The sequence below is a fragment of the Sporosarcina sp. FSL K6-1540 genome, from assembly GCF_038620285.1.
Taxonomy (GTDB): Bacteria; Bacillota; Bacilli; order Bacillales_A; family Planococcaceae; genus Sporosarcina; species Sporosarcina psychrophila.
This window is the reverse complement of the sequence record NZ_CP152018.1, coordinates 2,353,189-2,368,624: the sequence shown is the minus strand read 5'-3', so window position 1 is coordinate 2,368,624 and position 15,436 is coordinate 2,353,189. Positions and strand designations below refer to the sequence as shown.

The 15,436-nt window shown below is 41.8% G+C and carries 15 protein-coding genes; 8 read left to right on the top strand and 7 right to left on the bottom strand.

Features of this window, described 5'->3' with window-relative positions:
• Positions 1-271: 271 nt before the first annotated feature.
• Entirely contained in the window at positions 272-1,255 is a 984-nt protein-coding gene (locus tag MKY15_RS11000) for a metal-dependent hydrolase (RefSeq protein WP_342537567.1), read from the top strand.
• 186 nt (positions 1,256-1,441) lie between these two features.
• Here the strand turns inward: MKY15_RS11000 and MKY15_RS10995 are convergent, their stop codons facing one another.
• On the bottom strand, positions 1,442-1,774 hold the full coding sequence (locus MKY15_RS10995) for a YfhH family protein (RefSeq protein WP_149582467.1): 333 nt from the start codon (positions 1,772-1,774) through the stop codon (positions 1,442-1,444).
• On the bottom strand, positions 1,764-2,576 hold the full coding sequence (recX, locus tag MKY15_RS10990; RefSeq protein WP_342537566.1) for a recombination regulator RecX: 813 nt from the start codon (positions 2,574-2,576) through the stop codon (positions 1,764-1,766). Before recX ends, MKY15_RS10995 begins: the two co-directional genes overlap by 11 nt.
• A 108-nt stretch (positions 2,577-2,684) precedes the next feature.
• On the opposite strand from recX, the gene MKY15_RS10985 reads away from it, so the two are divergent.
• Positions 2,685-3,593, top strand: a complete 909-nt coding sequence (locus MKY15_RS10985; protein ID WP_342537565.1) for a TIGR01777 family oxidoreductase — start codon at positions 2,685-2,687, stop codon at positions 3,591-3,593.
• Between the two features lie 48 nt (positions 3,594-3,641).
• Positions 3,642-4,445, top strand: a complete 804-nt coding sequence (locus MKY15_RS10980; protein WP_067205789.1) for a polysaccharide deacetylase family protein — start codon at positions 3,642-3,644, stop codon at positions 4,443-4,445.
• Positions 4,446-4,578: 133 nt separating this feature from the next.
• Here MKY15_RS10980 and MKY15_RS10975 read toward each other — a convergent pair whose 3' ends face one another.
• Complete coding sequence (locus MKY15_RS10975; RefSeq protein ID WP_342537564.1) at positions 4,579-5,757, bottom strand: MFS transporter; 1,179 nt, start codon at positions 5,755-5,757, stop codon at positions 4,579-4,581.
• Positions 5,758-6,355: 598 nt separating this feature from the next.
• Here MKY15_RS10975 and MKY15_RS10970 point away from each other — a divergent pair.
• The 3 genes from MKY15_RS10970 to MKY15_RS10960 all read left to right on the top strand — a co-directional run bounded on the left by MKY15_RS10970 (position 6,356) and on the right by MKY15_RS10960 (position 10,401).
• Positions 6,356-6,532: an SE1561 family protein gene (locus MKY15_RS10970; protein WP_187046647.1), complete on the top strand. Its 177-nt coding sequence runs from the start codon at positions 6,356-6,358 to the stop codon at positions 6,530-6,532.
• A gap of 29 nt (positions 6,533-6,561) precedes the next feature.
• Positions 6,562-8,103 carry a fumarate hydratase gene (locus MKY15_RS10965; protein ID WP_067205783.1) on the top strand — a complete coding sequence of 514 codons (1,542 nt, stop codon included), beginning with the start codon at positions 6,562-6,564 and terminating at the stop codon, positions 8,101-8,103.
• A gap of 393 nt (positions 8,104-8,496) precedes the next feature.
• Positions 8,497-10,401, top strand: a complete 1,905-nt coding sequence (locus MKY15_RS10960) for a heavy metal translocating P-type ATPase (protein ID WP_342539686.1) — start codon at positions 8,497-8,499, stop codon at positions 10,399-10,401.
• Positions 10,402-10,521: 120 nt separating this feature from the next.
• On the opposite strand, the gene MKY15_RS10955 is transcribed toward MKY15_RS10960, so the two are convergent.
• Positions 10,522-11,520, bottom strand: a complete 999-nt coding sequence (locus MKY15_RS10955; protein WP_335339514.1) for a YihY/virulence factor BrkB family protein — start codon at positions 11,518-11,520, stop codon at positions 10,522-10,524.
• A 52-nt stretch (positions 11,521-11,572) separates the two neighbouring features.
• On the bottom strand, positions 11,573-11,926 hold the full coding sequence (locus MKY15_RS10950) for a hypothetical protein (protein ID WP_067205777.1): 354 nt from the start codon (positions 11,924-11,926) through the stop codon (positions 11,573-11,575).
• A gap of 213 nt (positions 11,927-12,139) precedes the next feature.
• On the opposite strand from MKY15_RS10950, the gene MKY15_RS10945 reads away from it, so the two are divergent.
• A complete protein-coding gene (locus MKY15_RS10945) occupies positions 12,140-13,498 on the top strand; it encodes a sodium:alanine symporter family protein (protein WP_067205774.1) in 1,359 nt (452 codons plus the stop codon).
• A gap of 75 nt (positions 13,499-13,573) precedes the next feature.
• Complete coding sequence (locus MKY15_RS10940) at positions 13,574-13,795, top strand: DUF1128 domain-containing protein (RefSeq protein ID WP_338653591.1); 222 nt, start codon at positions 13,574-13,576, stop codon at positions 13,793-13,795.
• A gap of 60 nt (positions 13,796-13,855) precedes the next feature.
• Here the strand turns inward: MKY15_RS10940 and motB are convergent, their stop codons facing one another.
• Entirely contained in the window at positions 13,856-14,614 is a 759-nt protein-coding gene (gene motB, locus MKY15_RS10935) for a flagellar motor protein MotB (RefSeq protein WP_067205768.1), read from the bottom strand.
• Complete coding sequence (gene motA, locus MKY15_RS10930) at positions 14,598-15,413, bottom strand: flagellar motor stator protein MotA (protein WP_067205766.1); 816 nt, start codon at positions 15,411-15,413, stop codon at positions 14,598-14,600. Before motA ends, motB begins: the two co-directional genes overlap by 17 nt.
• Positions 15,414-15,436 lie beyond the last annotated feature (23 nt).

The following is a 15,436-nucleotide window of genomic DNA, read 5'->3' as shown; positions in this document are numbered from 1 at the left end:
TATGGCTTCTAGCTTTCATTCAGCAAATCTTTTTGTACTGAAAGCGAAGCGTCAGCTAAAGAAGTCTCCCACTCTATTATGTGGCGAGATGAATACGAACGAATCTACAGGGAGGAATGAACTGCAATTCCTCCTCGTTGGCCCGGATGTCACAGATTTTGTAGGTAGTGGAACAAGCTCAATTCAAAATCTGGGCGTAATCACTCCGAGGTGTGATTAAAAAAGTCAATCCCATGCTTGGCACGACTGTTTAGGTAAAAGGAGTGATAATTTGGATACTGGAACACATATTGTTATGGGTGTCGCACTTGGCGGCCTCGCTCTGGCAGATCCTGTCGTTTTAACTGATAGTGCGACAATGGGTGCCGTCGTTGCAAGTGTTATCGTCGGCTCACTTATCCCAGATATCGATACCGTATTAAAATTGAGAAATAACGCTGTCTACATACGGCATCACAGAGGGATTACACATTCAATTCCCGCGGTATTATTATGGCCGCTACTAATTACAATACTTATGTCTCTTTTCGTCCCAGAAGCCAACTTCTTACATGTATGGGCTTGGACCTTTTTAGCCGTCTTTCTACATGTCTTTGTCGACATCTTCAATTCCTATGGAACGCAGGCATTACGGCCGTTTTCCAACAAGTGGGTCGCCATCGGAGTCATTAACACATTCGATCCAATTATTTTCATATTACACGCCATCGCGCTAATTATTTGGGCAATGGGGGTAAATCCGGTCTATACGATTTTGACGACATACGTAATAATATTCTTTTATTATTTATTGCGATTTGCGGTCAAATCGGCCGTTAAAAAAGCCGTCTTTTATACGGTCCCCGATGCGACGGAAATTATTATCGCACCGACAATGCGCTTTTTCCAATGGAGAATAGCTGCTTCATCAAAAGAGTGCCACTATGTTGGACGTGCTTACGGTAGATCTGTTAATATTTACGATCGCTTTAAACGGGAACCTATGCCAAAATCCCCTGAAATTGATGTGGCAATGTGCGATAAAAACATTAAAGCTTTCACATCATTTTCACCCATTTACAGATGGTCTATTACCTACATCGATGACATCTGTGAAGTACGCTTAATCGATCTTCGTTACCGTAGCAAAGGCTATTACCCATTTGTTGCTGTTGCACATATTGACAAGGAACTGAACGTCATCAATTCATATACAGGATGGATTTTCTCCGAGGATAAGTTACGCAAAAAACTCAACTTTGCACCTAACTCATGAGACGAAGGTAAGTAAATACAAGTTTCTCTATATGGATTGATGTCTAGACTCCAGACGCCAGCCCCTCGAGTCGCTTCAGTCACGCTGAAAAGGCAAAGTACGCCTTTATCATCAAGACTTCCAGCAGGGAGGGATTGAACTGCATCCCTCCTACTTGTCGGGGCTAAACGGCGCCTTACGCTTTTCTTATTTACCTTCTTTTACTGATTTTAGCATGGCAATCGGCAACGCCTCATCCGCACGTTCGCCACCAAGTCTGTAACCCCAGGCAAAACGTCCTTTTAAGTAGTCGACTTGAAAAAACATTCCTTCGTCCCCGTCAATTCGATACATTTCACCAGGCACAATTGTACTTGGGTCAATTAGATAAGATTGTGCCATAACCATTTTGCGTTGGTACACCGCATACTCATTAAGGATGCCCAATTGTTCGGCTTTGCGCGCTTTTTCACGCAGTCGTCCGATTTCTGTACGTAATTCATGTTCTGTCATTGCACTATATTTTTTTTCAATCTCCATCTTCTTCATTCTCCTTTTTATCAATGAAATGATCAATTAGCTCAAATGGGATACCCTTTTGATACATCGCCTGTTTTACTTTGTCATTCAAGGTCCTTCCACTAAATTTCGAGCTATAGCGACGCCATGCTTTCTCTCCTATTGAATCGGCGATGGATGTCCATTCATCTTCCTCGCGCTCGAAATTAATATTCGCAAGTGCTTGTTTAATAAGGTCGAAGGAATACCCTTTTCGAAGCAATGCATTTTGGATTTTTTGTTTTAATTGAGCTGGGGCTACAGAGCGGTTTGAATTTGCTGTCTTCTCTGCAAGTTTCGTTGCGACTTTAAGCTGTTCATCTTCCGAATAAGATTCAAGCACTTTGATCTGTAGTTCCTTCCCTATCCCTCTTTTATGCATCTCTTGCTGAATTGCTTTAGGGCCTTGACCGGATGAATTTTTCCGTGTTTGAAGAAGTGCATCTGAATAGGTTTCATCATTTAGAAATCCAAGGCTTTTCAACTTCACGAGTGCTTCTAGTACAATTGCTTCCCCATATCTTAATTCCAAAAGTTTTTTCTTCACTTCAAACTCACTGCGCATTCTGAAACCAAGATAATGGAGTGCTCGGTTAAATGCTTTCCGTATCTCGTCTTCATAGACCATCTCATCAATCGACCAGTCTTCAAGGGACATCCCTTTCGTTAGACCGAATTTGACAAGCACCGATTCGTGGACACTGTATGCATACTTTTCATCTAGGAAAATATTGTATCGTTCGAGATCTTTTTTCTGTTGTGATATTTTAGTAATAACAGGCACTTTTAACACGCCTCCCTTGCTTTCTTTTTAGTATACATGTTCCGTCCTTGTGCTTCAGCTTAATTGGTTTCAATATAGGGTATAGAATCCTAATGGGGGTGTCGGAAAATGAAAATAGTCATTGCAGGTGGATCTGGTTTTGTCGGACAGAAATTAACGGATACTTTATTGAATGAAGGCCATGAAATCATCATTTTATCCAGAAAAGATAGTAAAATTGATGGCAATATAAAATACGTTAAATGGCTTCAGGAAGATACCTATCCGGAAAATGAAATTATTTCAGCTGATGCCTTCGTCAACCTTGCCGGCGTATCCATCAACGAGGGGCGTTGGACCGCTGAACATCGTAAACAAATCTACGCAAGTCGAATGGAAGCAACCGATGAATTACTGCGAATCATCTCCGCTTTGCAAACAAAACCGGCTGTACTTGTAAACGCTAGTGCAATTGGTATTTATCCAGCATCGGAAGATAATGTTTACACAGAAGAATCACTGGATTATGCGGACGACTTTCTCGGTCAGACTGTAACAGACTGGGAAAAGAAAGCAGTATCAGTCGAATCTGAGGGTATACGCGTCGTATTTATGAGATTCGGGGTCATACTCGGAATAGACGGCGGAGCATTGCCACTTATGGTACTGCCGTACAAATTATTTGCGGGAGGACCAGTCGGCTCGGGCAATCAGTGGGTATCTTGGGTGCATATAGAAGATGTCGCACATGCAATTGCTTTTACACTCAGCAATCCACAAGTATACGGACCCGTAAACGTCACATCACCCTTTCCCAAACGAATGAAGTACTTCGGTAAAACAATCGGTTCAGTGTTACATAGACCACACTGGATACCAGTTCCTTCATTCATAATGAAAATAGTGCTTGGTAAAAAAAGCGCACTCGTTCTAGAAGGTCAGCATGTCTTACCCGAAAAACTACTGAACAACGGTTTTAAATTTCATTTTCCGACGCTAGAGTCTGCACTAAATGATTTGTACAAAAAAGACGTATAGTTCGGCTTCATCTGCGCATCCTACCCTAAAAGGAAAGGTGCGTTTTTGATGATAAAAAAACATGGACCAGGTATTTTATTAGCAACTTTCATTGTAATGGTAGGATTTGTTTTTAATCCATTTTCAGCTAAGGCAGATGAATTTCATTGGGGCTTCAAGAAAGCTACAGGGGGGATCCAGCCTAGTGCTGGCGCTGCACTTGATTCAATGCTCGATAAACATGGGGCCATTTATAAAGGAAAGCCTGACGAAAAAATTGTCTATTTGACGTTCGATAACGGCTATGAAAACGGCTATACGGAAAGTATTTTAGATACATTGAAAAAAGAGGACGCTCCGGCGACATTCTTTCTCACGGGACATTACTTAAAAAGTGCTCTCCCCCTCGTCAAACGGATGATTGCGGAAGGCCATGGAATCGGCAACCATACGTATGGACACCCGAACTTGGCCAATCTATCCGAACAGAGAATGGAAGAAGAATGGACTAAATTCGACAAGCTGTTGAATGAAGTAACCGGACTCGAACGGACATACTACACTAGGCCTCCTGAAGGCGTATTCAATGACAAAGTCCTCGCCAAAGGCAACGAACTCGGATACAGGCATATTTTCTGGTCAGTCGCATTCATTGACTGGTACGCCGATAAACCCAAAGGTCGTGACTTTGCTTATGGTGAACTAATGAAACAGCTACATCCCGGCGCCGTCATTCTAATGCACACAGTTTCGCCTGATAACGCACAAGCTTTACCTTCCTTTATCCAAGACGCCAAGAAAGCAGGTTATACTTTCCAAACGCTTGACGATCTTGTTTTGGAATACGAAAACGTCAACTCGATTTTGAGGTAATACGAAATGCGTAAGGCGCCTGCTAGACAAGAACAAAAGCGCAAGCGCCTGTTAAGGAACGCAGCTTATCCACAGTACGTGATTTTATAGTTTCCTAAGCTTAGAAAAAGCGTCCATTATTGGACGCTTTTTCTTATGCTGCAATCGGGCGTTGCTTCAGTTTCCCAATAAAAGAAACAACGAACAACACAGCCAAAAACAATGAAATCAGCAGTAGGAAACTAAACCCGGCATCAAACTCTAGGAAGAGACCACCCAGAAATGGACCTATCAAACTGCCTAAGCTAAAGAAAATTCCGCATAACAAGTTCCCCGTCGGTAACAGGTGCTTCGGTGTCAAATCGGACATGTACGAAATACCAAGGGAAAAAATAGAACCTGAAAAAAGTCCAGCAACGAAAAACATAACTATAACAGCAGTTATAGATGTTTCCATAGTACTTGCGATGAAAAACGAGATTGATCCACCTCCGAGTGCAGCAAGAAAGACAGGTCTTCTTCCTATCTTATCGGATAACATACCAAGAGGTAACTGAGAAATAATCCCTCCTACAGAAAATGTGGCTAGAATAATTGTTACAGATGTAAATTCAATGCCATTTCTGAGCGCATATACCGGATACATCGCGTTAAGTGTTGACTCAAGAAAACCGTATCCAAATGGCCCTAGAAAAGCAAGCCAAGCAACAGCCATCGTTCCTTTAAAACGTGCGGAAAGTCGTTCATTATCGGACTTTCCTTTCATAATATCCGGGAAGTCATTTTTCAGCATGAAGACTAGCGACCATGCAAGCATACACAGTAATCCCGATACAATGAACGGTAAGCCTTCAAACACATTGACAAGTGGCGCGAATAAGGGACCCGCCGCAAATCCGACGCCGAATGACAAACCATAAATCGCAATATTGCGACCCAATCTTTGTTGCGGTGAAAAACTAGTAATCCATGTTTGAGTTGAAAAATGAAGTGCATGGTCCCCGATGCCAATAAACAACCTAAGTACGTACCAAAACACGACGCTTTTCCATAATGGAAACAGCAGTAACGATATAAAAACAAGCATCCCGCCCCCAACAATAATTGGCTTATAGCCAAAACGCCGGAGCGGCGCCTCCATAAACGGTGAAACAAGTAACGTTCCTATGTATAAACCCGTAGCATTCAAACCATTCATTGAACTCGAAATGCCATCCTTTTCGAAGATGGCCGAAATAAGCGGCAACAGCATGCCTTGTGAAAATCCAGAAATCGAGACAATAATAACAAGTATCCAAAAACGGCGCTTCTCTTGTTGTGAAAAAGTATCCATGAATAACCGCTCCCTGCTTTAAAGATCATTGTATAATTTTAGCACATGAAAACGGTGATTACGCAAAAAAATATAAAGGCCCAGTCCATATCTGTTTGTCAGATTACGGCTGAGCCTTTACGTATGAATTGAACCTTCACTTTCCATCTGCATAAGTCGTATTAGTCTCCTGGCACACTGCCAGCGGACACTTACGAATCCCCTCCTTCTTAAATTCTTTCACTTCGTCTTTAACCTGTTCTCGCTACCTTTCTATAATTTTATGTTTACTTCTCACATTTACATTCAAGCAATCACTAACGCTGTCTGTATTTTTTTGAGACTCCACCTCCACAGGACTAAATTTGGGTATAACGATACCTACATTGTTGAGCTTTCTTTTTTTTAATTAAAGTTCTCAACCTCCTTGGTTTCCGTTGTGATTACCCTTACCGTCATCCTCCCTTTCGTTTGATTAAATGAATCATAGCACATAGATTATGTATTGTAAAGATTATGTTAAAAAGAATATTCAACTACCTGAAAAGGTTCTATTCCCCTTCATTGATAAATTCCGTTTTTTCGTTTACGATTATACTAATGAAAAGAGGTGTACGGATTGGACAAAGCACAAAATAACGGACATGTTGAAGGATTAAAAACTAGGCTTCATCAATTTCTTGAAACGCTGGATACAATTGAACCAGAAACAGCTGACCTTCAGGAAATCGATCAGCTAATAAGTTTGCTAGACGACCTTGAAGAACAGATGGAAAAAATCAAATTAGATAAGTAACAGGCTATAACTACAGGGGGAAATCGAGAATGTACATAGAACAACTTGAAAAGAGCATGTATGATCTCATCTGCGAAACTTCCACGAATCTTCCAAAAGATGTGCGTCGAAAAATCCTTGCAGCAAAAGAGCTAGAAGATGCCGGTACACGAGCAGCAATGAGTCTTGAGACGATTACAAAAAACATCAATATGGCTGATGAAAAAATGTCGCCAATCTGCCAGGATACCGGCATGCCAACATTTAAAATCAAAACACCAGTCGGAGTCAACCAAATTGAAATCAAGGCCGCTGTTAAGCGCGCAATTGTACAAGCCACAAAAGACACTAAACTCCGTCCAAACTCTGTCGACTCACTGACGGGTGATAATAGCGGAGATAATCTTGGTACAGGTGTCCCCGTTGTGAAATTTGAACAATGGGAACAAGATCATATCGAAGTGAAACTGATTCTAAAAGGCGGCGGCTGTGAGAATAAAAACATTCAATATAGCCTACCTGCAGAACTCGACGGACTTGGTCGTGCTGGACGCGATCTTGATGGCATCCGTAAATGTATTTTACACTCTGTTTATCAAGCCCAAGGGCAAGGGTGTTCTGCGGGTTTCATTGGCGTCGGAATCGGCGGAGACCGCGCTTCGGGCTACGAACTTGCAAAAGACCAACTTTTCCGCGAAGTAGACGACCTAAATCCGAATCCGAAACTTGCTGACCTTGAAGAATATGTCCTGGAATCAGCAAACAAACTCGGCATCGGTACAATGGGCTTCGGTGGCGAGGTTACCCTCCTCGGTTGTAAAATTGGCGTCATGCACCGGATCCCTGCAAGCTTCTATGTTTCTGTAGCATATAACTGTTGGGCATACCGCCGAATGGCTGTGGATATCGATGCTGGATCTGGTAATATTACGAACTGGCATTACAATGATGGAGAAAAAATTGCTTTCGCACAAGATGATAATAATCAAGATGAAGCGAAACAAACTGCACGTACTGTCGAGCTCATGGCCCCAATTTCAGAAGAACAGATCCGTGATTTAAATGTCGGCGATGTTGTTAAAATCAGCGGAATGATGTATACAGGTCGTGATGCGATCCATAAATACTTATCAGAAAATGACTCACCTATCGATCTTGATGGACAAATCATTTATCATTGTGGCCCGGTTGTGATGAAAAATGAAGATGGCAGTTATGAAATCAAAGCTGCGGGACCCACAACATCAGCCCGTGAAGAACCATATCAAGGCGACATCATGAAAAAATTCGGAGTGCGTGCTGTTATCGGTAAAGGCGGTATGGGTCCGAAAACGTTGGCAGCTTTAGAAGAACATGGCGGCGTCTACTTAAATGCAATTGGTGGTGCTGCGCAATATTATGCCGACTGTATTAAAGCAGTCGAGGGTGTCGACCTTCTTCAATTCGGTATTCCTGAAGCAATGTGGCATCTGCGCGTTAAAGATTTCACCGCAGTTGTGACTATGGACTCGCACGGCAACAGCTTGCATGCTGACGTCGACAAGTCTTCGCTTGAAAAACTGTCTCAGTTTAAAGAAAAAGTTTTTAGCTAATTGAGTAAGGCATCTTAATGTCGGAGTAATCCCGGCATAAGATGCCTTTTTTTAATTAGACGTTGGTTAATAGTCCGTGAAGTAGAGCGAACTTGCGGAAATCTATACGACAGTCTAAAAACTCTATGAACAATCCACTGAACTGGACGACAGAACTAGAATAATCTGCGGTAAGCCTCACTAACTACTAACTCCCTCATCCCAACCTCCAATACAAAATAGTATCTATTTCTTTTCCAGTTGGATATACTATGTTTATCAACAATAATAATTATCAACTGATATCAATTATCATCTATAAACATTAGTCGGTTCCCATCAATGGGAACCGACTTTCATACTTTAATGAGCCATTTGAAATTGACTATCATTATCAATTAGGAGGTAATAACTGTGACTACTCTCACTGAACAACAGCCAAAAGAAGCTATAACATGGCCAGCACATCTTGAATTGATTGCTGCGATTCTATCAGGTGCACTAATTCTTACAGCTTGGATAAGTGGTAAGTACGGATTGGAAACCCTTTCTGTCCCCCTCTATATCACCGCCTTTATTATAGGTGGATTCGCCAAAGCGAAGGAAGGTATTGAAGATACGATTAATGACAAGGAACTGAATGTCGAGATGCTAATGGTGTTCGCAGCAATCGGTGCTGCATTTATTGGATACTGGGCGGAGGGAGCGGTCCTTATTTTCATCTTTGCACTCAGTGGTGCGCTTGAAAGCTACACGCTAAATAAAAGCCATAAGGAAATCTCCGCACTTATGGAATTACAGCCTGAAGAGGCGTGGCTCCTTCAAGAAGATGGTACTGCTATTAAAGTGGCGACCTCTTCCCTAATGGTCGGATCCATTCTACTCGTCAAACCAGGTGAAAGGGTTCCGGTCGACGGGAATATCACTTTTGGTGTTTCTTCCATCGATATGTCTGCCGTTAATGGAGAATCCATTCCCGTCACAAAAGAAATCGGCGACGAACTATTCGCCGGTACAGTCAATTTAAGCGGTGCTATCCAAATAAAAATGACAAAGCCTAGTTCTGAAACACTTTTCCAAAAAATCATTACACTTGTTCAAAGTGCCCAAAGCGAGAAATCACCTTCACAGCAATTTATAGAACGATTTGAAGGAACGTATGTAAAAGCCGTTATCATCATGGTACTAATCATGATGGTTGTGCCTCATTATTTGTTTGGATGGGATTGGATGACTACGCTCTATCGGGCAATCGTCCTGCTCGTCGTTGCATCTCCGTGTGCGCTAGTCGCATCTATTATGCCAGCGACACTTGCCGCGGTCTCTAACGGAGCAAAGAAAGGCGTTCTATTCAAAGGTGGTGTCCATCTAGAGCATTTGGGTTCACTTAAAGCGATTGCTTTTGATAAAACCGGTACTTTAACGAACGGTAAACCAATTGTCACAGACTTCTATGTACGTGATGGCGCAGATCCAGATGCAACACTAACGATGCTTGCAAGTATTGAATCCCAATCGAATCATCCACTTGCTGTCGCGATTACAAAATATGCGGTCAATAAAGGAATAACCTTGGACCGAAATCTTCACATTAAAGATGTACCTGGCCACGGTATCCGGGCAATTATTGATACACAAGAATTTCTCGTTGGAAATCCACGTTTTGTCGGCAAAGAATTGACAGAGGAATTTCAGCAAGGCGTCGCCCTCTCTCTTGCCGATGAAGGTAAAACAATTATCTTCATGAAAGATGATAAAGGTATTATCGCTGCGGCAGCACTAAGAGATTCGTTGCGCCCTGAGGCCATCGAGGCCATCACACAATTGAAAAAATCAGGTATTTTAACAATCATGTTAACAGGTGATAATGAAAAAACTGCTGCCGCTATTGCGAAACAGGCCGGACTCGATTCATACGTTGCAGAATGTCTGCCGGAAATGAAAGTCAATCATTTGAAACGCCTCCTGATCGACTACAAAAACGTAGGTATGGTCGGTGACGGGATCAATGATGCACCTGCACTTGCTACCGCAACATCAGGTATCGCAATGGGTGAAGGTACCGATGTTGCACTTGAAACAGCCGATATTGTTCTAATGCAAAATGACTTGAGACGTATCTCTTATGCCATCAAGTTATCTCGTAAAATGCAGCGGATTGTGAAACAGAATGTCTTGTTCTCCATTTCAATCATTTTGGTGTTAATTGTTTCAAACTTCCTGCAAGTCGTTGATCTGCCGCTTGGCGTTATCGGCCACGAAGGTAGCACTATCCTTGTCATTTTAAACGGGCTTAGGATGCTGAATCACATTGAATAATTCATTTATATCTCTCTAACGATATAATTGGAATAGAGATCCCCTTGTAAGGCGCCTTCGCTCCGTTTATATAGGTATTCACTCGTTCAACATATATAGAAAAAAAGCAATGCGTCATTGTTACATGACTGCATTGCTTTTTGCTTTTGCTCTTTTCAACTGAGTCCTCTCAAATGTGACGGCATTCAGCTGTCCGCCCAGTATCAGAATTATAGCTGAGAAATATAACCACATCATTAATACAATAATTGCTCCGATACTACCATATGTACCCGAATAGCTTCCGAAGTTATTGACATAGTATGAGAATCCAAATGATGTCAGAATCCAGCCTACCGTAGCAAATAATGCTCCTGGCAGCACACTTATAAAGTGAATTTTTAAGTTAGGTACCAGCCAATAAATAAGTGAAAACACGAAGAAGATTAGTACAGGCGGCAATACCCAGCGCAAACTACCCCACAAAGTGATGAATCCATCTTCAAGTCCCATATAAGAGAATACTAGTACGCCAATCTGTTGCCCGAACACTGGTAATACAAGGGCGACTACCAACACGGCGACGAGTAAGATAGTAAAGACAACCGACATACCGCGGGCCACGATGAACGAACGTGATTCCTCCGTAAAATAAGATCGGTTCAAAGCTTTCGTCAGTGCGTTCATTCCTTTAGATGCTGACCACACCGTCGCAAGTATCCCAAATGATAGTAAACCACCATTGCGGTTTTGCAAGATTTCTTTTAATGTGTCCTCGATTAGCGTAGCAACGCTCTCTGGTGCATAGTCTCGAATCAATAAGAGAACTTCCGCTTGGTTAAAGTTTAGATAAGGTAACAATGTCATTATAAAGATTAGTAGGGGAAATAGGGACAAAAGGAAAAAGAAGGCGAGTTGCGAGCCAATGCCCGTCACGTCGACTTTTTTTATCCGGACAAGCAGTTCTTTGAAAAATCCATTTGTTGTCGTGACATCAAATTGCTCAAGTTCACCTTCTTTTACATCATCCAAAAACTTCATGGCTGCGGAGTCTGCCATAAAGCCATCCATCTTCTCCTTATACTTGCTAGTTTTCTCTTCTTGGATCGGTGTAGGTGTTGAACGTTCATCATTCTTCAAACTTTCGTCACCCCTTTCAATACAGTTTACTTTTAAAACCGACACTATATTCCTATGGTGTTTCACTAACAATTGACTTGTATTCATCTTTCGATTCAACAAATGCATCCTTTGTGTCCATGACTAAACCTTTAACTTGTGGCGTAAGTGCTTTTAACTCTTCTACTTGTGCTTTAATATATGATGCATCGTCCGATAGTTGTTCAAAGACAGACTTATACTTGTCTTTCTTCTCTTCCAATTTCCATCTTAGCACATCAGTATTTTTCGCATAATACTTCATTTCCGATATACAATTATTTGATTTCTTTACGATATGTTTCCGCGTACTCCGATCGAACATACTTACAACCGCACCCGTAAGTGCACCAACAATAATAAACGTACCAAATTTGCTATTACCCATTATAAGCCCTCCAATTCAAACTCTTTCGCATATACAATTATACCCCAGCTAAAGGAAATACAAACAAATTGTCGAATTTAAAAAATAAAGCTTGACGAATGATGATAATTTTCGGAATATTGACAATAGGGATGACGAATTAGAGAGACTGAGAGGATGTGAGCTAAAAGGGAATAGGGGTTCACGAAAAATAAATTACTTGGGGGTAATGAAATGGATGGATTAACAGCTTTTTTGGATAAGGCCAGCGGATTTATTTGGGGACCGCCTTTGCTTATCCTTCTCGTCGGAACAGGTATCTTTTTAACATTAAGACTAGGACTTATTCAAATACGTATGTTGCCTTATGCACTAAAACTCGTTTTCTCAAGAAATCAGGATAAAACATCAGAAGGTGATATTTCTCACTTCCAGGCACTGATGACAGCGATGGCCGCCACAGTCGGCGTGGGGAACATCGTCGGAGTTGCAACAGCAATTTACTTTGGTGGTCCAGGCGCTGTGTTCTGGATGTGGATGGCCGGATTCTTCGGGATGGCTACAAAATATGGAGAAGCAATTCTTGCAGTTAAATATCGGGTCAAGGATGCCAATGGACAAATGGCGGGCGGACCAATGTACTATCTTGAACACGGTCTGAAAATGAAATGGCTCGGCGTCTTATTCGCTATTTTTGGCGCGATTGCAGCATTTGGAATCGGTAACGGAACACAATCGAAAGCAGTTGCCGATGTCTTGAATTCAACTTTTAGTGTTCCCCATTGGATTACAGGACTTGTTCTTGTTGTATTAGGTGGAATGGTTATTATTGGAGGCATTAAAACGATTGGTAAGGTTACATCGTTTTTTGTCCCGGTTATGGCAGGTTTCTATTTAATAGCAGGTTTAATCGTAATGATTTTGAACTTCAACTTGATTCCAGAAGCTTTTGCAACGATATTCAAATTTGCGTTTACTGGTGAAGCAGCTGTTGGGGGCGCAATCGGTGCGGCAATCCGTTTCGGGGTAGCACGTGGTCTCTTCTCCAATGAGGCAGGTCTTGGATCTGCTCCGATTGCTGCTGCTGCAGCTAGAACAGACTTACCAGGTCGTCAAGCACTCGTTTCCATGACACAAGTATTATTCGATACCCTAATCATCTGTTCAATTACCGGGGTAACAATCGTCATGTCTGGCATGTGGAAAGACAAGAGCATTGAAGCTGGCTCTCTCACAGCTGCCGCGTTCGGCGAGTTCCTTGGAGGTGCTGGGCCGATTGTTGTTGCAATCGGATTGATATTCTTTGCAACATCAACAATTTTCGGTTGGGCTTATTACGGCGAGAAGTGTTTCCAATACCTATTCCCGAATCCTAAAGTTCTAATCTACTACCGTATTGTATTTATTGGAGTCATCTTTGTTGGTGCTACAGCAACTCTTGATGCTGTTTGGTTATTCGCTGACGTAATGAACGGACTCATGGCAATACCAAACTTAATTGGACTTCTCGGGTTATCTGGGGTCATCGTCTTTGAAACAAAACGCTTCAATGCAAAACTCAAAGAGGAAAGAGAAGCAGCAAAACGAGGTTGATTTCCAATTCTATTTGACAGTCCGGGAGAATAATGAAATGATAGGTCCAAAGCTTATCGAAAGGTGGACTATACTATGGATTTATCTAACCCAACACCAGAAAATGTTTCTTATATGATCGACAAAATTACAGAAAAACTTCGTATGGTTAATTCAGCAGCTATGAATCCGGAGAATTTCAGCACATCTAAATATGATGACTTGCACTATATGTACAAAATGGTCATGAAACGCACTAACATCACACCAAATGAAATGCAGGCAATTGCAGCTGAACTTGGTACGCTAAGAAGTTAAGCAGCCTAAAAAGATTCACCGGTATGAATTTACCGGTGAATCTTTTTTCTTTGGATAAATTTATTCAAATGCAGTTCCATCTTCTAGTACAAGTGGCTGGATCAATACTTCTACCCGACGGTTTTTACTTCTTCCATCAGCTGTTTCATTTGATTCGATTGGCTGAAACTCGCCGTATCCTTTCGCACTGAATAAAAGTGGATTGATCTCTTCATTTCTCACAATACTTTTCAAGAAATTCACCGCTCTCATTACACTAAGCTCCCAGTTCGATTGAAATTGAGCATTTCCAATCGGAACATTATCCGTGTGGCCAGTGACGACGATATGACGAGGTGGGTCAAAAACAAGAAGTTCCGCAATATCATCTGCAATCCCTATATATTCAGGATTGATATCTGCCATTCCTGGACTAAAGAGGATACTGTCTCTAATTGTCACTAATAACCCTTCATCCGTCAGTTTGGTTTCGAACTGATTCTCCAGTTCATTCACTGCAATATACTCATCTACTCTATCTTGAATTTCAGTAAGTGACTTCTGATCTTCTATATAGGATGTATTCTCATTGTTGGTACCAATTGAATCCTTCGGTATCGGCACAGGTGTAGGAGCTGCATTATCCATCACACCTTGTCCACCATCAAATATTTCACTGAACACTGCTGACATCTGTTTAAGTTTGACTTCATCTACCGAGCTTGAGGCAAATAGTACGATGAATAACGCGAGAAGAAGAGTCATAAGGTCGGAGTATGGCAACAGCCATGACTCATCTATATGGTGGTCATCCTTTTTTCTCTTACGTCTCTTCGACAAACTCCCCATCCCCCTTATCGCTATTCTTTGTAACAGCCAGCTTTCTGCGTTCTTCCGCAGACAGATATGAGGACAGCTTCTGCTCAATAACACGCGGTGCTTCCCCTTCAAGAACGGAGAGGACCCCTTCAATCATCATTTTCTTCTGTCTTACTTCTTCGTGCGATTTACGTTTTAATTTATTCGCAAATGGATGCCAAAGCACATATCCAGTAAAAATACCAAGCAACGTCGCAATAAATGCTGCGGAAATCGCATGACCAAGCGCCTCGATATCATTCAAATTCCCAAGTGCTGCAATAAGACCTACGACTGCTCCTAGAACACCCAGTGTTGGTGCGTATGTGCCCGCCTGCGAGAATATTTGTGCTCCGGCAGAATGCCGATCTTCCATAGCTTCTACTTCTTCACTTAGCACATCACGGATATAATCGGCATTTTGCCCATCAATTGCGAGGCCCAATCCATTTTTCAAAAATGGATCATTAATTTCGTCTGTTTTTGCTTCAAGCGATAATAATCCTTCACGTCGCGCAATATCTGCCCAACTTGAAAACATACGGATGATATCGGAATCGGAAGCAAGTTTCTGTTCTTTAAAAAGCACGCCAAATAATTTGGGTACACGTTTCAACTCATTCATTGGAAAGGCAATGATAACAGCCGCAAGCGTTCCTACCAGTATTATTAGTATAGCTGCCATATTAAATAAGCTATCTACCGGGACACCTTTCATCGTCATACCGACAAGAAGCGCAACAAACCCTAATACTAGACCAATTACTGTTGATAAATCCATAAGTTGACCCTCCAAGTATTCCA